The organism is Streptomyces bluensis, assembly GCF_014650715.1.
Lineage (GTDB): Bacteria > Actinomycetota > Actinomycetes > Streptomycetales > Streptomycetaceae > Streptomyces > Streptomyces bluensis.
The window spans coordinates 883,757-901,034 of the sequence record NZ_BMVM01000002.1; the positions used below are offsets into that span (position 1 = coordinate 883,757).

The 17,278-nt window shown below is 70.6% G+C and carries 17 protein-coding genes; 5 read left to right on the plus strand and 12 right to left on the minus strand.

The window, feature by feature from the left end; translation table 11 throughout:
• Positions 1–56 precede the first annotated feature (56 nt).
• Positions 57–1,778 (minus strand): 2-isopropylmalate synthase, encoded by a 1,722-nt coding sequence (gene leuA / locus IE262_RS09085; RefSeq protein ID WP_134040436.1) that lies wholly within the window; start codon positions 1,776–1,778, stop codon positions 57–59.
• A 364-nt stretch (positions 1,779–2,142) separates the two neighbouring features.
• Here leuA and IE262_RS09090 point away from each other — a divergent pair, with 364 nt between their 5' ends.
• From IE262_RS09090 to IE262_RS09100, 3 genes are all read left to right on the plus strand, one after another.
• Entirely contained in the window at positions 2,143–3,225 is a 1,083-nt protein-coding gene (locus tag IE262_RS09090; RefSeq protein ID WP_134040437.1) for a M4 family metallopeptidase, read from the plus strand.
• Positions 3,226–3,245: 20 nt separating this feature from the next.
• Positions 3,246–3,512 carry a protealysin inhibitor emfourin gene (locus tag IE262_RS09095; RefSeq protein ID WP_189872590.1) on the plus strand — a complete coding sequence of 89 codons (267 nt, stop codon included), beginning with the start codon at positions 3,246–3,248 and terminating at the stop codon, positions 3,510–3,512.
• An 86-nt stretch (positions 3,513–3,598) separates the two neighbouring features.
• Positions 3,599–4,951, plus strand: a complete 1,353-nt coding sequence (locus IE262_RS09100) for a GH1 family beta-glucosidase (RefSeq protein ID WP_189872592.1) — start codon at positions 3,599–3,601, stop codon at positions 4,949–4,951.
• A gap of 22 nt (positions 4,952–4,973) precedes the next feature.
• Here the strand turns inward: IE262_RS09100 and IE262_RS09105 are convergent, their stop codons facing one another.
• Positions 4,974–5,618: a TetR/AcrR family transcriptional regulator gene (locus IE262_RS09105; RefSeq protein WP_166681753.1), complete on the minus strand. Its 645-nt coding sequence runs from the start codon at positions 5,616–5,618 to the stop codon at positions 4,974–4,976.
• Between the two features lie 63 nt (positions 5,619–5,681).
• Here IE262_RS09105 and IE262_RS09110 point away from each other — a divergent pair, with 63 nt between their 5' ends.
• Both IE262_RS09110 and IE262_RS09115 read left to right on the plus strand, forming a co-directional pair.
• Positions 5,682–6,395, plus strand: a complete 714-nt coding sequence (locus tag IE262_RS09110; RefSeq protein ID WP_134040441.1) for an SGNH/GDSL hydrolase family protein — start codon at positions 5,682–5,684, stop codon at positions 6,393–6,395.
• A 123-nt stretch (positions 6,396–6,518) separates the two neighbouring features.
• The gene (locus IE262_RS09115; RefSeq protein ID WP_189872594.1) at positions 6,519–7,346 is read left to right on the plus strand and encodes a phosphotransferase enzyme family protein; all 828 of its coding nucleotides are present in this window, start codon (positions 6,519–6,521) and stop codon (positions 7,344–7,346) included.
• A gap of 37 nt (positions 7,347–7,383) precedes the next feature.
• On the opposite strand, the gene era is transcribed toward IE262_RS09115, so the two are convergent.
• The 10 genes from era to IE262_RS09165 all read right to left on the minus strand — a co-directional run bounded on the left by era (position 7,384) and on the right by IE262_RS09165 (position 17,253).
• Positions 7,384–8,361: a GTPase Era gene (era, locus tag IE262_RS09120; protein WP_134040443.1), complete on the minus strand. Its 978-nt coding sequence runs from the start codon at positions 8,359–8,361 to the stop codon at positions 7,384–7,386.
• A gap of 159 nt (positions 8,362–8,520) precedes the next feature.
• Positions 8,521–9,495, minus strand: a complete 975-nt coding sequence (locus IE262_RS09125) for a WxL protein peptidoglycan domain-containing protein (protein ID WP_189872596.1) — start codon at positions 9,493–9,495, stop codon at positions 8,521–8,523.
• A 134-nt stretch (positions 9,496–9,629) separates the two neighbouring features.
• A complete protein-coding gene (locus tag IE262_RS09130) occupies positions 9,630–10,988 on the minus strand; it encodes a WxL domain-containing protein (RefSeq protein ID WP_189872598.1) in 1,359 nt (452 codons plus the stop codon).
• 257 nt (positions 10,989–11,245) lie between these two features.
• Entirely contained in the window at positions 11,246–11,722 is a 477-nt protein-coding gene (locus IE262_RS09135; RefSeq protein ID WP_134040445.1) for a hypothetical protein, read from the minus strand.
• Between the two features lie 580 nt (positions 11,723–12,302).
• Positions 12,303–12,656: a cytidine deaminase-like protein gene (locus IE262_RS09140; RefSeq protein WP_134040446.1), complete on the minus strand. Its 354-nt coding sequence runs from the start codon at positions 12,654–12,656 to the stop codon at positions 12,303–12,305.
• Positions 12,657–12,733: 77 nt separating this feature from the next.
• Positions 12,734–13,093, minus strand: a complete 360-nt coding sequence (locus tag IE262_RS09145) for an MmcQ/YjbR family DNA-binding protein (protein WP_189872600.1) — start codon at positions 13,091–13,093, stop codon at positions 12,734–12,736.
• Positions 13,090–14,397: a hemolysin family protein gene (locus IE262_RS09150; protein ID WP_134040448.1), complete on the minus strand. Its 1,308-nt coding sequence runs from the start codon at positions 14,395–14,397 to the stop codon at positions 13,090–13,092. Before IE262_RS09150 ends, IE262_RS09145 begins: the two co-directional genes overlap by 4 nt.
• The gene (gene ybeY, locus IE262_RS09155) at positions 14,394–14,891 is read right to left on the minus strand and encodes an rRNA maturation RNase YbeY (RefSeq protein ID WP_134040449.1); all 498 of its coding nucleotides are present in this window, start codon (positions 14,889–14,891) and stop codon (positions 14,394–14,396) included. The genes IE262_RS09150 and ybeY overlap by 4 nt, the downstream gene beginning before the upstream one ends.
• A gap of 12 nt (positions 14,892–14,903) precedes the next feature.
• The gene (locus IE262_RS09160; protein ID WP_134040450.1) at positions 14,904–15,968 is read right to left on the minus strand and encodes a PhoH family protein; all 1,065 of its coding nucleotides are present in this window, start codon (positions 15,966–15,968) and stop codon (positions 14,904–14,906) included.
• A 172-nt stretch (positions 15,969–16,140) separates the two neighbouring features.
• A complete protein-coding gene (locus tag IE262_RS09165) occupies positions 16,141–17,253 on the minus strand; it encodes a carbohydrate kinase family protein (RefSeq protein WP_189872602.1) in 1,113 nt (370 codons plus the stop codon).
• Positions 17,254–17,278 lie beyond the last annotated feature (25 nt).

Sequence of the window (17,278 nt, forward strand, 5' to 3'; positions counted from 1 at the left end):
ACCGGCGCACTTCCCTCGCGTCCCCTTCCGGGGGCGCGAGGGAACGCGGCTGCGCGTCAGCGCGTTGCGCGGTTGACCGCCGAGATGATCGCCTTCAGTGAGGCACGTGTCGTGTTCGCGTCGATGCCGATGCCCCACAGGACCTTGTCGTCGATCGCGACCTCGATGTACGAGGCGGCCTGCGCGGAGGCGCCCTCGCTCATCGTGTGCTCCTGGTAGTCCAGGAGGCGGGCGTCGACGCCGATGCCTTGCAGCGCGTGGAAGAACGCCGAGATCGGACCGTTGCCGGTGCCGACCAGCGTGGTCTCCGTGCCGTCGACCTCGGCCTCGACGGTGAGGGTGTCCACGCCGTCGGTGTCGGTGGTCGACTGGTTGTTGCGTACCTGGATGCGGCCCCAGGGGTTGGCCGGGTTCGGCAGGTACTCGTCCTGGAAGACCGCCCAGATGTCCTTCGGGGTGATCTCGCCGCCCTCGGCGTCCGTCTTCGCCTGGATGATCTTCGAGAACTCGATCTGCATACGGCGCGGCAGGTCCAGCTTGTGGTCGTTCTTCAGGACGTAGGCGATGCCGCCCTTGCCGGACTGGGAGTTGACGCGGATGACGGCCTCGTAGGAACGGCCGACGTCCTTGGGGTCGATGGGCAGGTACGGAACGGCCCACTCGATGTCGTCGACCGTGACGCCCTTGGCCGTCGCGTCGGCCTCCATGGCGTCGAAGCCCTTCTTGATGGCGTCCTGGTGGGAGCCGGAGAAGGAGGTGTAGACGAGGTCGCCGACGTAGGGGTGGCGTGCGTGGACCTCCATCTGGTTGCAGTACTCCCACGTACGACGGATCTCGTCGATGTCGGAGAAGTCGATCTGCGGGTCGACGCCCTGGGAGAACAGGTTCATGCCCAGGGTGACCAGGTCGACGTTGCCGGTGCGCTCGCCCTGCCCGAACAGGCAGCCCTCGACGCGGTCGGCGCCGGCCATCAGCGCCAGCTCGGCGGCGGCGACGGCCGTGCCGCGGTCGTTGTGCGGGTGGATCGACAGACAGACGTGCTCGCGGCGGGACAGGTTGCGGCCCATCCACTCGAAGCGGTCCGCGTGCGTGGACGGCGTCGACCGCTCCACGGTGGCGGGCAGGTTGAGGATGATCTCGCGGCCGGGACCGGGCTGCCAGACGTCCATGACCGCCTCGCAGACCTCCAGCGCGAAGTCCAGCTCGGTGTCGGTGAAGATCTCGGGGCTGTACTGGTAGCCGAACTCCGTCTCCGGGCCCAGCAGCTTCTCCGCGTACTCCATCACCAGGCGCGTGCCGTCGACGGCGATCTGCTTGATGTCGTCCTTGGAGCCGCGGAAGACGACCCGGCGGAAGACGGGAGCGGTGGCGTTGTAGAGGTGGACGGTGGCGCGCCTGGCGCCCTTCAGCGACTCGACGGTCCGCTCGATCAGGTCCTCACGGGCCTGGGTCAGTACGGAGATGGTGACGTCGTCCGGGATGGCGCCCGGCTCCTCGATGATCGAGCGTACGAAGTCGAAGTCGGTCTGGCCGGAGGCGGGGAAGCCGACCTCGATCTCCTTGTAGCCCATCTTGACCAGCAGGTCGAACATCTCGCGCTTGCGCGCGGGCGACATGGGGTCGATCAGGGCCTGGTTGCCGTCGCGCAGGTCGGTGGAGAGCCACCGCGGCGCCTGGGTGATCCGCTTGTTCGGCCAGGTGCGGTCGGCGATGTCGACCTGGTCGTACGGACGGTACTTGTGGACCGGCATGGAGGTGGGCTGCTGGCGGTTCGCCATGATGCTTCGGGCTCCTCAGGGTGTCCGAGTGGACGGCCGACGGCGCAACGCCAAACTCCGCGGGGAGGGGGTCGGCCTCGACTACAGGCCCTCGCCGCGGCAGCTAAGGAGGAGCAGCCCGAAACGCATGATGCTGCGGAGCATAGCCGAGCCTCACTCTGTGCGGGGGCCCGTATCAGTATGCGGGATCACTATGCGGACCAAGGCGGCCAAGGGGAGGAACGGAGCAAAAAGTGCTCCATACCACTCCGGCATCACCTCCGACCGAGGAACCGGCACTCGTGTCACCACATTTCACCAATCATGGTTGCGCCTAGTGACAGTGCGATGACTCAGTGCAAGGGTGCCGGACATGAAAACAGGCATGGACACAGGCAGGAAGACCCACGGGGGCCACGAGCCCGTCTTCTGCACCGTCGTACCACCGCACGTCCTCGACAAGCTGGCCCAGCACGAGGACCCCGCGCTGGCCCGTCCCGCCCGCCGGACCCTGGAGCGCGACGCCCTGGAGCGCACCCACCGCCGCCTGACCACCGTCATCGGCGCCCCGGCCGTCGCCGCGCCCGCCGGGGCGGAGGCCGGGAAACCGCACCGCACCGTCTACGACGCCCGGCACGGCACCGACCTGCCCGGCCACAAGGTGCGCGGCGAGAGCGACGATCCCGGCAAGGACGCCACGGTGAACCGCGCGTACGCGGGCCTGGGCGCGACCTTCGAGTTGTTCCTCAAGGCGTACGAGCGGGACTCGATCGACGGCAACGGCCTGCCGCTGGACGCGACCGTGCACTACGACCGCGACTACAACAACGCTTTCTGGAACGGCGAGCAGATGGTCTTCGGGGACGGTGACGGCGAGATCTTCCTCGACTTCACCATCCCGGTCGACGTCATCGGCCACGAACTCGCGCACGGCGTCACCCAGTACACGGCGAACCTCACGTACTTCGGCCAGTCGGGCGCGCTCAACGAGTCCGTGTCGGACGTCTTCGGCGCGCTGATCAAGCAGTACACGCTCGGTCAGACCGCCGCCGAGGCCGACTGGCTGATCGGCGCGGGCCTGCTCGCCCCGCGTGTCACCGGTACCGCCCTGCGCTCCATGAAGGCTCCCGGCACGGCGTACGACGACGACGTCCTCGGCAAGGACCCGCAGCCCGCGACGATGGACGACTATGTGCGCACCGGCCGCGACAACGGTGGCGTCCACATCAATTCCGGCATCCCGAACCACGCGTTCTACCTGGCCGCCACCGCGCTCGGCGGGCACGCCTGGGAGCGGGCCGGGCAGATCTGGTACGACGTGCTGACGGGCGGCGAACTGAAGGAGAAAGCCCAGTTCACCGACTTCGCGAAGCTGACGGGCGCGGCGGCGCGGGCCCGGTACGGCGAGGGCGACGAACTGCGGGCCGTGCTGAAGGCCTGGGAGCAGGTCGGGGTGCGGACGCGGTAGTTCCGTACTAGACAAGACCCATGCGTATTCAGGTGAGGCGCACGGGCGGTTTCGCGGGCATCGAGCGGTACGCCGAGGTGGAGACCTCGGGGCGCGCCGACGCCCCCGAGTGGCATGCCCTGGCCGAGCAGGCGGTCGCCGACGGCCGGGGCACACCCCCGATCGGGGTGCCGGACGGCTTCAGCTACCAGATCACCGTGGACGACAGGACGGTGTACTGCTCCGACCCCCGGCTCACGGAGGAACAGCGCAAGCTGATCTCAAGAGTGCTGAAGGAGGGGGCGTAACGGCCGGGGTGTGACGGCCGGGGACGTAACGGCCGGTTCACCCGGATGCGTTGACTTCCGTTACCGCCGGTACGGATGATCCGCGCATGGCGACGAACCCGATACCCCAGTTCCCGTCCGACTTCCTGTGGGGCGTGTCGACCTCGGCCCACCAGATCGAGGGTGCGGCGGACGAGCGCGAGCCCTCCGTGTGGGACGCGTTCAGCGCCGAGCCCGGACGGATCAAGGACGGGTCGACCGCGGCGACGGCCTGCGACCACTACCACCGCTACCGCGAGGACGTCGCGCTCCTGGCCGGCCTGGGCGTGGACGCGTACCGCTTCTCGATCTCCTGGCCACGGGTGCGTTCCCAGGGCGGCCTGGACTTCTACGACCGGCTGGTGGACGAGCTGTGCGGGGCGGGCGTGCGGCCCGTCCCGACCCTCTTCCACTGGGATCTGCCGGTGGCCCTTGACTGGCTGGAGCGGGACACGGCGGCGCGTTTCGCGGACTACGTGTCGGTCGTCGCCGAACGTCTCGGCGACCGCGTGAAGAAGTGGATCACCATCAACGAGCCCGCCGAGCACACCTTGTTCGGGCATGCGCTCGGCGCGCACGCACCGGGCAGGCGGCTGATGTTCGACGCGCTGCCGGCCGCCCACCACCAGCTCCTGGCCCATGGGCTGGGTGTGCGGGCCCTGCGCGCGGCCGGAGCCGACGACATCGGGATCGCCAACTCGCACGGGCCGACATGGCCGGCCTCACGGGAGCAGGCGGACCTGGAGGCGGCGGAGTTCTACGACCTGCTGCTGAACCGGATGTTCTGCGACCCCGTCCTGCTGGGTGAGTACCCGGAGGGCATCGGTGACCTGATGCCCGGGGACGTGTCGGCCGATCTGAAGGTGATCGGGGAGCCCTTGGACTGGTACGGCGTCAACTACTACGCGCCGACCCGGGTGGGTGCGCCCCAGGGCGAGGACATCGAGTTCGGCGGGCTGACGATGCCGGCCGAACTGCCCTTCTCCGTAAGGGAGATCGAGGGATACCCGGTGACGGACTTCGGCTGGCCGGTGGTGCCGGAGGGCCTCACGGAGCTGCTGACGGGTTTCGCCGAGCGGTACGGCGACCGCCTGCCGCCCGTCGTCATCACCGAGAACGGCTGCTCGTACGAGGGCGTCGACGACCAGCGGCGGATCACCTATCTCGACGGTCACATCCGGGCGCTGCACCGTGCGATGGAGACGGGCGTGGACGTCCGCGGCTACTTCGTGTGGTCCCTGCTCGACAACTTCGAGTGGGCGGAGGGGTTCGCGCGCCGCTTCGGCCTCGTCCACGTCGACTACGACACGCTGGAGCGCACACCCAAGGCGTCGTACGCGTGGCTGCGGGACGGGCTGCGGAGCCGCCCGCGACCGCCGCACGCGGTGGGCCCGCGGGGCGTGTCGCCCCGCGAGTCCTGATCTCACTCCCCGAGCCCTGACCTCACTCCCCGAGTCCTGATCTCACGGAGCGCGCCGCCTGTTCCGGGTCGTCGCCGGACGCCACCGCGAAGTCCCGCAGCAGTCCGGCGAGCACGTCCTCCGGGCCGTAGATGCCCAGGATGTAACCGGCGTGGGCGAGTTGGGCGAGGCCGTGCATCTGCACGAAGAGCTGCCGGACGAGGAGGTCGGCGTCCGCGTCGGCGCGGAACCGGCCGGAGGCGATGCAGCGGCGGATGGCGTCCCGCGGGTGCCGTAGCAGGGCCACGCCCATCTTCCGGTCGCCCTGGGTGAGTTCGAACCCGGCGAGGGAGGAGCCGCCGAACATCACGGCGTACACATCGGGTTCGGCGCGGGCGAACTCCTGGTAGACGCGGCAGAGTTCGGTGAGTTCGCGGACGGGATCGGTTCCCGGCGCGACGGCGTCCACCCTGCTCAGGAACCGTTCCACGCCTTCCCGCATCACCTCGCGCACCAGCGCCGGCATCGATCCGAAGTGCGTGTAGACGGCCATGGTCGACGCCCCGACGGCCTTGACGAGGCGACGGGCGCTGAGCGCGGCGGGGCCCTCCTCGGCCAGGACGCGGGCGGCTTCGTCGAGGAGGCGACGGCGAACCGGACTGGCTGGTTCCTGGCGGTCACTTGACACGGACCACAGCATAACGTTGTTATGGATATAACGCCGTTATGGATAGCGGGCGAGGGGGTCGTGATGTTCACGAGAGGGATGCGCGGGCGGCTGGTGCGGCTGCCCGAGGCCGCGGGGGACGACTCGGGGCTCACGGAAGGCAGCGAGCCGGCCCTGCGGCTCGCGGTGATCGGGGACTCGGTGGCCGCGGGGGTCGGGGCGGCGGACCACCGGGAAGCCCTGGCGGGGCAGCTGGCTGCGGCCCTGTCGGCCATGACCGGGCGGGCGGTGTCGTGGCGGGTGGCGGCGAAGACGGGGGCCTCGCTGTCGGCGGTCCGCCGGGGCATGCTGCCGGGCCTGACGGACCCGACGGCCCGCTGGCGCCCGGACGTGGTGCTGGTGGCGGCGGGCACGAACGACGCGATGCGGCTGCGCCGGCCGCGGGCGTTCCGCCGGGAGGCGGAGCGCCTGATCCGTGACGTCCGGCTACGGCTCGGTGAGGACGTCCCTGTGGTCTTCGCCGGCCTCCCGGCGCTGGCCCGCCTGGAGGCGCTCCCCCGCCGGGTCCGAGTACCACTCGGACTGTACGTCGGGCTCCTGGACCGGCAGTTGAGGACGGCGGCCGCGAGGGGAGTCGCCGTCTTCCACCTGCCGTCCGGGGGCCCGCCGGAACTCCCGGGCGAGTGGCTGGCCAGGGACCGCTTCCATCCGTCCGCGGAGGGCTACCGGGCCTGGGCGAGGGTGCTGGCGGCCCGCCTGGCCACAGTGACGGAGGCAACGCTGCCGGCGGTCCCGTGACGCACGACCGGCCTGCGCCGGCAGCTTGGTATCGTGCGCGGGCCGCACCGCTTGGAGCGTTCGTGGCAGCGAGCTGTGGCAGCCGAGTTGTAGCAGCGCTCAAGGGAGAGAGGCCGGGCGACGATGCAGGCGTCAGAGGTCCGGCGTGCGGTGGCCGCGGCCATGTCGACCGCCTCGTCACTTGGCCTGGCGGTCGACGACGCGACCGTTCTCCATGACTCGAACAAGCTCACTCTGCGTCTGCTGCCCTGTGACGTCCTGGCCCGGGTGGCACCTGTGGCGCAACAGGTCGCACAGTTCGAAGTCGAGCTCGCTCAGCGGCTCGCCGCATCCGGGTGCCCGGTGGCTGCTCTTGAGCCACGCGTGGAGCCACGCGTCCATGAGCGCGATGGCTTCGTGGTCACGCTGTGGACCCACTACGAACCCGTGACCCGTGGAAAGTTCCCACCGGCCGACTACGCCCATGCCCTCAAGCGGCTGCATACCGGCATGCGCACGCTCGATGTCCCGACGCCGCACTTCACGGATCGAGTCGAGCAGGCTCAACAACTCGTGGCGAACCGCGACCGTACCCCGGAGCTCGCCGACGCGGACCGGGAGCTGCTCGGCGACACCCTACGAAACCTGAGACGAGTGATCGGCGAGCGCGGCGGCGCCGAGCAGCTGCTGCACGGCGAGCCCCACCCGGGCAACGTGCTCACCACGAGGAACGGGCTGCTGTTCATCGACCTGGAGACGTGTTGCCGTGGGCCCGTCGAATTCGACCTCGCCCACGCACCCGAAGAAGTCGGCGACCACTATCCGGGTGCCGATCAAGGCTTGCTGCGCGAGTGCCGGATCCTCGTGCTGGCGATGATCACAGCGTGGCGCTGGGATCGGGACGACCAGCTCCCCAACGGGCGCCGGCTGGGCACGCAGTGGCTCAGCGAGATCCGAGCAGCACTCGGCTGATGTCATCCGCCACGGCCCCATCCAGCCTGATGCGGCCCTAGAATCCCAGCCGCCGCAGCTGCTTCGGGTCCCGCTGCCAGTCCTTGGCGACCTTCACATGGAGGTCGAGGAACACCGGCGTACCGAGCAGGGCCTCGATGTGCTTGCGGGACCTGATGCCGACCTCCTTCAGGCGCTTGCCCTTGGGACCGATGATGATCCCCTTCTGGCTGGGGCGTTCGATGTAAAGGTTCGCGTGGATGTCCAGCAGGGGCTTGTCCGCCGGACGGTCCTCGCGGGGGAGCATCTCCTCCACGACCACCGCGATGGAGTGCGGGAGCTCGTCCCGTACGCCCTCCAGCGCCGCCTCGCGGATCAGCTCGGCCACCATGACCTGCTCGGGCTCGTCCGTCAGGTCGCCCTCGGGGTAGAGCGCCGGGCCCTCGGGGAGGAGCGGGATCAGGAGGTCCGCCAGCAGGTTCACCTGCTTGTCGCCGACCGCCGACACCGGCACGATCTCGGCCCACTCGATGCCCAGCTCCTTGCCCAGCTGGTCGATCGCGATCAGCTGTTCGGCCAGGTCCTTGGGGTCGACCAGGTCCGTCTTCGTGACGATCGCGACCTTCGGGGTCTTCCTGATCCCGGCCAGTTCCTTGGCGATGAAGCGGTCGCCGGGGCCGATCTTCTGGTCGGCCGGCAGACAGAAGCCGATCACATCCACCTCGGCCCACGTCGTGCGCACCACGTCGTTCAGCCGCTCGCCCAGCAGGGTGCGCGGCTTGTGCAGCCCGGGGGTGTCCACCAGGATCAGCTGCGCCTCCGGCCGGTGCACGATGCCCCGTACCGTGTGCCGCGTCGTCTGCGGCCGGTTGGAGGTGATCGCCACCTTCTGCCCGACCAGAGCGTTCGTGAGGGTGGACTTGCCCGCGTTGGGGCGGCCCACGAAACAGGCGAAGCCCGCGCGGTGGACGGACCCCGAGGACTCCGGGGTCTCCGACGGCTCGGGGGACTGGGTGCGAACGCTCATGGCGCCCATTGTCCCTGATCCCCGAAGCCCCACCGCACAGACCGGCCCGGCCCTGCGGTGCACGCCGAAACGGGCCTGGGATCACGGCGTCCTGGACCACGGCGTCCTGGACCACGGAATCCTGGACCACGGCGCCCCGGTCAGACGACCCCGGTCAGACGACTCCGGTCAGCCGACCCTGGTCAGCCGACCCTGGTCAGCGGACCGCCTGCGCCGCCGCACCCGGAACACCACCCCCGCCGCCACCAGCCCCGCCCCCAGCACCAGGGCCACCAGCCACGGCAGCGCGAAGAACGACACACTGGCCGACTCGCGGGTGTCCTCGGCGGAGGCGGTCAAAGTGACGTCCGCCCAGTCGAGTTGGGGCGCGCCGTGCCAGGGCTCGGCCAGGCGCACACGCTGCCCCGGCAGCAGCTCCGAGGGGATTGCCGTCAGGTCGCGGGACAGGAGCGTACGGCCGAAGAGGCCCTGGGCTCTGAGCTCGACCCGTGGAGTGAGGGTGACGTTGCCGGTGTTGTGGAGGGTGTACGAGATCGTCGCCGTGCTGTCGCCCGTACCGGGCACCAGAGGCTGTGTGTGGCGGACGCGGACCTTCTCGACGGCGAGGGCGGGCACCGTCGGCCCGTTCACCCGCAGGTAGAGGCGGGCGCCCACGGCCCGCTGCACCCCGACCGCGAGCGACCCGTCGCCCGCGTCGATCCGCTCGTCAAGAGCCACCAGCGCACCCGGATGATCCCCCGGTTCGGCCCGCTCGGGCACGCGCAGGGTGAACGGCACGGTGACAGAGCCGCGCGCCGGAACAGTCACCCGGGACTTCTCCGGCCTCACCCAGGCACCCACCCCGCGCTGCCTCTCCTTTACCGTGCGGACCGCGAACCCGCCGTCCCGGGCGGTGTTGTACGCGTCGGCCGCGTAGAGGCGGAACGTCAACGGTCTGCCCGTCTTGTTGGCGACGACGACCTTGTCCCTGACCGTCGTGCCGGGATGTGCGGTGACGTAGAAGTACGGCCGCTGGGAGACCTCGGAGGAGACGGGGAACACGGACCAGCTGCCGTTGTCGGCGGCGTACGAGGGGCCGGCCGGCCAGAGCAGCGCCGGCGGCAGCAGCAGGGCGGCCAGGAGGAGGACGTACGGCTTGCGCATGGGTGGGGACCCCCTACGGACGCGCGGCGGACGGACGCTCGGGTACTCAGCTGCTCGGATACTCGGCTGCTCGGATGCTCGGGTGACGTGGTGGGCGGGCGGGTGCGCGCCCGGCCCACAGGGGGTGACGGCCGTCAGGTGAGGGTGAGCGTCAGGACGCCCGCGTACGAACCGGGCGGCGTGGATGCCGGGACCTTCAGCGAGAGCCTGGCGTCCACGGTGAACTCACCGCCGGTGCGGGTGCCGTCGGGTGCGGAGGCCAGGGTCGCGCCCGCGCTGCCCACCGGACCAGCCGAACCGGCCCGGCAGGTGCTCGGGCTGCCCTGCTCGGTGGCACACGCCGGGGTCCAGCTCAGCTGCGAGGCGGGGATGGACGCCCCCGGACCGGTGAAGTCGGTGACCTTCCCGGTCAGCGACCAGCCGGCCGTGCCGCCGCGGTGGTCCTTGACGGTGACCGTCCGCAGATCGCCGTCGGCCGTGCCGCCGGAACCGGATTCGACGGAGCCGAGATCGACGGTGTCCCCGGCCTGGGTCATGGAGAGGGTCCCCGCGGTGACCCTGGCCGTGATCTTCTGGCTGTCGCCGGGGACGGGTGTGTCGTCGATCACGGCGTACGCGGCCGGACCGGCGCCCCTGCTGTCGCTCCAGCTGTCGCCCTCGTAGGCCACGACGCCCGTCGTCGCCCTGTCGTTCACGGTCAGCGCACCGCTGAAGGCGCCCTGGCCGTCCGCGGTGACGGTGGCGGTGTCCGCCGTCTGGGCCGCGCCCGCGCGCCCGGCGAGGGTGACCCGCGCGCCCGGCGTGAAGTCGCTGCCGGTGACGGTGACACGGGCACCCGGGCTTCCTGAGGCCGAACCGAGCGAGATGGCACGGGTGTTGGGCTGACCACTGCCGTCCGTGGCGGTCACGGTCTCGGAGACCGGCGCGGGCGGGTCGGTCACGGTGCAGGGGGTGTCCAGTTCGAGGATGTAGCTGGTGTGGATGTTGTAGTCGCCGGGCGAGAGCGTGATCGCGCCGGGCGCGGTGACCGTGAAGGTGCCGGTCATGGAGAACGACGGGAAGGGGCCCCGTCCGGGCACGGGGTCGTTCTTCTTCGGCCCCGCGACCGTGATGTCCCCTGTCTGCGCACCGCCCAGGGTGATCCTGCCGGTGGGCGTCATGATGTCGGCCGGCAGGGCGAGCTCGGTGGGGTTGCTGGCGGCGGGCTCGACCACCGTGTAGGTCACGGTGACGGTGTCGCCCACCTTCGGTGCGGCGTTGTCCACCGCGATCCGCGCGGTGGTGGTGCCGTCGATGGGCGGAATGCCCGCGATCGGCGGCGGAACGCAGTGCGTGGCGAAGTCCACATCCGCGGCCCGGGTGCTCGCGGCTCCGGCAGGCGCGGTGAGCGCCCCCTGGGCGGTGACGGTCAGCGCGGTCGCCGCGAGGAGCACCGTCAGGCGGCGTCTTCGTACGACGCCTCTTCGGCTGATGGATCGGCTGATGGATCCCATGGGATACCCCCTTGAGGGATGCGGGCGCAGTGGCTCTTCCGCGCCGACAGGGGGCCATTGATGTGCGGGTTGCGTGAAAAGTCAATGGACGCGCGACAGTTGAACTGACGGCCCATCAGCTTCTGGCAACGTGCGGTCCCGGCAGGCCGATTGGCGGCGATCCGAGGGAAGCAACCCGGCGGGTTCCGTCCCCGTAGGCCTCCGGGGACGGAACCCGCCTTCACACATTGCACACGCGAGGGTTCACACGCGAGGGCTTACTCGAACACGAAGGGCCCCGGCGACTGCGGCCCTTCGGCGGTGCACGTGATGGTGATCCCGAAGACCACCAGCTTGAGAGAGCCGCCGTACGCCTCCAGACTGTCCCCGGCCGCCACGGTGCCGGGGAGCGGTCCGACCGTGACCCCGTCCCCGGCGGCCATCGCGGGGTTCTTGGTACCGGTGAACGCGGTCGTGCCGCCGCCCGCCTTCACCAAGGTGAGGGTGGACCGGACGGAGTCCGCCGCGAGGGCGAGGGGAGCGGTGATCTCGTCAGAGCTGAGGGTGATGGTGGCGGAGGTGCCGTTCTGGGTGGCCGTGAGGGTGGCGCCGCCGCCACCGTACAGGCCGCAGTCGGCGGTGATCGTCGCGGCCTGCGGCACGACGGCCGCGGCGCCGGGGGCGAAGGCGAGCCCCGCGACGGCGACCGCACCGGTCACCAGTGCCGCGCTGACCCCGAATCGATTGCGTCTCATGTGAATCGCGTTCCCTTCCCTGGTCCGGGAATTGCCATGTGGGGACGGAGCTTGGGACCGCCGTTGTTCGGACACGCGGACTCGTCACCGGACCGGTCGGCGCTCGGCAACGAGTCCGAGCACCGCGAGGTGGAGCGGTGGGGCCGGCCTGGCGAGGTTGCGGGGAGACGCGTGCGCGCGAACCACCCACCGCGAGCGGGGTGCGGCACGCCGCGCGGCGGAATCTGACGGTCCGTCGGAAGAACGGCTTCCATTGAGGCGTGCGTCACCTGGGATTGCAAGACGCACCCTGTGAGTTCTTCCAAGGGTCGGGAAAGTGGCCGAAGTTCTTCCCAGGATGGTCGCGCACGCCGCTGCATTTGGAACCGGTTGCGATGTTCTGTCCACACGGTGCGGACTCCACCGCCCCGCCCACCTGTCGCGTACGCACGGCTTTTCCCCCGGGCCAGGGCCCGCCTACCGGCCGATCCGTGCCGGGCGAGGTCTCCGGTTCAGCCCCCCGAAGGGGCAGCGCCCCTGGGGACGGGAAGGGTAGGGGCGGCGGGGGCGACAAACCCCCGCCGCCGCCCATCCCACCGCTTCAGCCCGCCGTGACAGTGCCCCGCACCACCCCGTCCGGCCCAGCGACCAGCACCGGGGTCCCCGCGCCCCCCAGATCCCGTACCGCCGCCCGGTCCTCCTCCGGCACGCTCTCCGACTCCGTGACCACCGCGGCCGCCTCAAGGGACTTCGCCCCGGACGCCACGGCCATCGCGACCGCCGTACGCAGCGCGCTCAGCCGCAGCGAGTCGAGGTCGACGGTCCCCGCCACATACGTGCGCCCCGTGTCGTCCCGTACGGCCGCGCCCTCGGGCACCCCGTTACGGGCCCGGGCCGACCGGGCCAGGGTGACGATCTTGCGGTCCTCGGGGTCAAGCGCGCTGCTGTCGGTCATGCCCCGAGCATACGGAGGCACGCCGACCACCGGCCCACTCACCCCGCCACGCCGACCACGGCCGCCGCCGAGGACGTTCAGGGGCGGTCCAGGCGGAGCCGCTCCGCTCGCGGCAGCCCGGCCACCACCAGGTCGTACGAGTCCTCGATGAGCTCACGGACGATACGGTCCGGGAGCTCGCCGTCGGCCGTGACCGTGTTCCAGTGGCGCTTGTTCATGTGCCAGCCCGGGATGATCAGCCCGGGGTACTCGCCGCGCAGCCGTACGGCGTCCTCCGGCTCGCACTTGAGGTTGACGGTGAGCGGGCGCCCGGCCAGGTACGTGAGGGCGAACATCTTGCCCCGGACCTTGAAGACCGAGGTCTCCGGGTTGAAGGGGAAGTCCTCCACTGCCGCGTTGAAGGAGAGGCAGAACGCGCGCAGTTCCTGGGGCGTCACTCGGGCTCCTTCTCCTCCTCCACGGGCTCGGGCGGCCCGATCGGCTCCACCAGTACCGTGACGATCTTGTTCCGGCGTCCGGCGGCGGCCTCGGCGGTGAGGCGCAGCTCCCGGTCGTCCGGCAGGGGGACGACGGACGAGGCACCGGCGATCGGCACGCGGCCCAGCGCCTTCGCGAGCAGCCCGCCCACCGTCTCCACGTCCTCGTCGTCGTACGCCTCTATGCCGTACAGCTCGCCGAGGTCGCCGATGTCGAGGCGGGCCGTCACGCGGTAGCGGTCCTCGCCGAGCTCCTCCACCGGGGGCAGCTCACGGTCGTACTCGTCGGTGATCTCGCCGACGATCTCCTCAAGGATGTCCTCGATGGTGACGATGCCGGCCGTGCCGCCGTACTCGTCGATGACGACGGCGACGTGGTTGCGTTCCTGCTGCATCTCGCGCAGCAGGTCACCCGCGTTCTTGGTGTCGGGGACGAAGGCGGCGGGCCGCATGGCGGTGGAGACCAGCTCGGACTCGGCGTCCCGGCTGATGTGCGTCTTGCGGGCCAGGTCCTTCAGGTACACGATCCCGACGATGTCGTCCTCGCTCTCGCCGGTGACCGGGATGCGGGAGAAGCCGGAGCGCAGGGCCAGGGTGAGGGCCTGACGGATCGTCTTGTAACGCTCGATGACGATCAGGTCGGTCCGCGGGACCATGACCTCGCGGACGAGGGTGTCGCCGAGTTCGAAGACGGAGTGCACCATACGGCGCTCCTCGGCCTCGATCAGGGACTCCTTCTCGGCGAGGTCCACCAGCGCGCGCAGCTCCGCCTCGGAGGCGAACGGGCCACGGCGGAAGCCCTTGCCGGGGGTGAGCGCGTTACCGATGAGGATCAGCAGGGGCGGGATCGGGCCCATGATCCGGGCCAGCGGGAGCAGCACGTACGCGGCGGCCGTCGCCGTGTTCAGCGGATGCTGGCGGCCGATCGTGCGCGGCGACACCCCGACGGCGACGTACGACACGAGGACCATCACGGCGATGGCGACGACAAGGGCCTGCCAGGTCTTGTCGAACGCCTGGAGGCAGGCGTACGTGACCAGCGCGGCGGCCGCCATCTCGCAGGCGACGCGCACGAGCAGCGCCACGTTGAGGTAGCGGGTGGGGTCGGCCGCGACCTGGGCGAGCTTGGCGCTGCCGCGCCGCCCGGACCGTACGGCTTCCTCGGCGCGGAAGCTGGAGACGCGCGCGAGGCCCGCCTCCGCGCAGGCGGCGAGCCAGGCCACGACGACCAGGGCGACGGCACCGGTGAGAAGGGATGCGCTCATGACACGGTGGGGGCCGGTGAGGGGCCCGTCAGGCCGTTCTCCGCGCGCCAGCCGTCGACGATGGCCGCCTGGAGGCCGAACATCTCGGCCTTCTCGTCCGGCGCCTCGTGGTCGTACCCCAGCAGGTGCAGCACTCCGTGGACGGTGAGCAGCTGGAGCTCCTCGTCCATGGAGTGCTGTGTGGGCGCTTCCGCCCCCTGCTTGGCGGCGACCTCCGGGCACAGCACGATGTCACCGAGGAGCCCGTGCGGAGGCTCGTCGTCGTCCTTGGACGGCGGCCGCAGCTCGTCCATCGGGAAGGACATGACATCCGTGGGGCCCGGCAGATCCATCCACTGGATGTGCAACTGCTCCATGGCGTCGGCGTCCACGACGATCACCGAGAGCTCGGAGAGCGGGTGGATGCGCATCCGTGCGAGCGCGTAGCGGGCGATGTCGAGGATCGCCTGCTCGTCGACCTCGGTTCCGGACTCGTTGTTGACGTCGATCGACATGGTCGTGCTGGTCTACTTCCCCTTGTGCCCGTGTCCGGCCTTGCCGCGGCCCTTGTGCGTGCCGTTCTGCGTGCCGTTCTTGCTGTCGTACTTCTCGTACGCGTCGACGATACGGCCGACCAGCTTGTGCCGGACGACATCGTGGGACGACAGCATGGAGAAGTGCACGTCCTCGACGCCCTCCAGGATCTCCCGCACCTGCCGCAGACCGGACTTCGTCCCGTCCGGCAGGTCGACCTGGGTGACATCACCCGTGATCACGATCTTCGAGTCGAAGCCGAGGCGGGTGAGGAACATCTTCATCTGCTCGGGGCTGGTGTTCTGGGCCTCGTCCAGGATGATGAAGGCGTCATTAAGGGTGCGGCCACGCATGTATGCGAGGGGCGCGACCTCGATGGTCCCCGCCGCCATCAGCCGCGGGATGGAGTCCGGGTCGATCATGTCGTGCAGCGCGTCGTACAGCGGGCGCAGGTACGGGTCGATCTTCTCGTACAGCGTGCCGGGCAGGAAGCCGAGCCGCTCGCCCGCCTCCACCGCCGGGCGGGTCAGGATGATGCGGTTGACCTGCTTGGACTGGAGGGCCTGGACCGCCTTGGCCATGGCGAGGTAGGTCTTGCCCGTGCCGGCGGGGCCGATGCCGAAGACGATGGTGTGCTTGTCGATCGCGTCCACGTAGCGCTTCTGGTTGAGCGTCTTGGGGCGGATCGTGCGGCCTCGCGAGGACAGGATGTTCTGTGTGAGTACCTCGGCCGGGGTTTCCTGGCCGTCGCTCTCCCCGTTCTCGCTCGCCCTGAGCATGGCGATCGAGCGTTCCACTGCGTCCTCCGTCATCGGCTGTCCGGTGCGGAGCACCAGCATCATCTCGTCGAACAGGCGCTGTACTAGGGCGACCTCACCGGCGTCGCCGACCGCGCTGATCTCATTGCCCCGGACATGGATGTCGACCGCCGGGAAGGCCTTCTCGATCACGCGCAGGAGCGAGTCTCCGGAACCCAGCACGGTCACCATGGGGTGTGCGGCCGGAACGGTGAACTGCGCTCGCGCCTGCTCCTGCGCGGAGGTGTGTGTTTGAGTCATGGGCCGGCTCGTAGGCCTTGCTCGTCCTCCTCGATACGACTCGCCCGCCCCATGGGCGGTCTGGCAGTTTCCAGGGTACGCCGGGGCACTGACAACGCCGTAGGGCTTTTCGCGGTCGGTCGGGCCCGCGTGCCGGCGCCGGGAGCCGGACGTCCGGGGTGAACCCGCCTGTTCACGCCGACCGCCTGAACCCGATCGTCGGCACCGCCCTGCGCAGCGGCCACGGGCTGACCGCCTCGTCGGGCAGGAGGGCCTCCAGGAAGGCGTAGCGCTGGAGGGCCGCCGGGTCCTGGCGCTCCAGCGACTGCACCCGTCGCCACCACGCGGCGGTCTCGGCCCAGCCGGGAGCCGACAGGGAGCCGCCGAACTCCTGCACCGAGAGTGCGGCGGTCAGTCCGGCGAAGGCCAGCCGGTCGGCCAGCGGCCAGTCGGCCAGGGTCCCGGCCACGAAACCCGCCACGAACACGTCCCCCGCCCCCGTGGGATCCATCGCCTCGACGGCGATGGCCGGCACCTCGGCGGTCTCACCGGTCCGCGCGTCCACGGCGTACGCCCCCTGCGCACCGAGGGTGACCACCGCGAGCGGCACATAGTCGGTGAGGGCGTGCGCGGCCGCACGAGGACAGTCGGCGCCGGTGTAGCGCATCGCCTCCGTCGCGTTGGGCAGGAACGCCTCGCAGTGCTCCAGGTCGGCGAGGCCCGCCAGGTCCCAGCGGCCGGTGTCGTCCCAGCCGACGTCGGCGAAGATCCGGGTGCCCTTGCCCGCGGCCTGGGCGATCCAGGGGGCGCGCACTCCGGGCACCAGGGACGCGACCGCGGCGCGCGCATGGGGCGGGCACTCCGGCGCGGTCTCCTCCGGCGGCGGCTCGTGGCCGTGCGAGACCATCGTGCGCTCGCCCTCGTACGCCATGGAGACGGTGACCGGGGAGTGCCAGCCGGGGACCCTGCGGGACGGGGTCAGGTCGATGCCCTCGCCCTGCTCCAGGGCGTCCCAGCAGTACTCCCCGTAGTGGTCGTCCCCGAAGGCCGCCGCCAGGGACGTCCGCAGACCGAGCCGGGCGAGCGCGGTCGCCATGTTCGCCACGCCGCCGGGGCTCGATCCCATGCCGCGCGCCCAGGACTCGGTCCCGCGCACGGGGGCGAAGTCGAGGCCGGTGAAGACGATGTCGAGGAAGACGGTGCCGGTCAGGTACACGTCCCACGGCGGGTCGCCCGGTGTGCGCAGAGCGGCGAGGGGGTCGACGTGGGGCCGGCGGTACAGTCGCTCTCCCTTGGACGCGATCACGGTGTGCTCCCTGGCGTGGTGCGGA

Bases quoted from the DNA above. Each gene is read 5' to 3' on its own strand.
- IE262_RS09110 (WP_134040441.1), top strand. From the start codon at position 5,682: ATGTTCACGAGAGGGATGCGCGGGCGGCTGGTGCGGCTGCCCGAGGCC.
- IE262_RS09100 (WP_189872592.1), top strand. From the start codon at position 3,599: ATGGCGACGAACCCGATACCCCAGTTCCCGTCCGACTTCCTGTGGGGC.
- leuA (WP_134040436.1), bottom strand. From the start codon at position 1,778: ATGGCGAACCGCCAGCAGCCCACCTCCATGCCGGTCCACAAGTACCGT.
- IE262_RS09115 (WP_189872594.1), top strand. From the start codon at position 6,519: ATGCAGGCGTCAGAGGTCCGGCGTGCGGTGGCCGCGGCCATGTCGACC.
- IE262_RS09160 (WP_134040450.1), bottom strand. From the start codon at position 15,968: ATGACTCAAACACACACCTCCGCGCAGGAGCAGGCGCGAGCGCAGTTC.
- IE262_RS09125 (WP_189872596.1), bottom strand. From the start codon at position 9,495: ATGCGCAAGCCGTACGTCCTCCTCCTGGCCGCCCTGCTGCTGCCGCCG.
- IE262_RS09090 (WP_134040437.1), top strand. From the start codon at position 2,143: ATGGACACAGGCAGGAAGACCCACGGGGGCCACGAGCCCGTCTTCTGC.
- era (WP_134040443.1), bottom strand. From the start codon at position 8,361: ATGGGCGCCATGAGCGTTCGCACCCAGTCCCCCGAGCCGTCGGAGACC.
- IE262_RS09130 (WP_189872598.1), bottom strand. From the start codon at position 10,988: ATGGGATCCATCAGCCGATCCATCAGCCGAAGAGGCGTCGTACGAAGA.
- IE262_RS09095 (WP_189872590.1), top strand. From the start codon at position 3,246: ATGCGTATTCAGGTGAGGCGCACGGGCGGTTTCGCGGGCATCGAGCGG.
- IE262_RS09150 (WP_134040448.1), bottom strand. From the start codon at position 14,397: ATGAGCGCATCCCTTCTCACCGGTGCCGTCGCCCTGGTCGTCGTGGCC.
- IE262_RS09135 (WP_134040445.1), bottom strand. From the start codon at position 11,722: ATGAGACGCAATCGATTCGGGGTCAGCGCGGCACTGGTGACCGGTGCG.
- ybeY (WP_134040449.1), bottom strand. From the start codon at position 14,891: ATGTCGATCGACGTCAACAACGAGTCCGGAACCGAGGTCGACGAGCAG.
- IE262_RS09140 (WP_134040446.1), bottom strand. From the start codon at position 12,656: ATGACCGACAGCAGCGCGCTTGACCCCGAGGACCGCAAGATCGTCACC.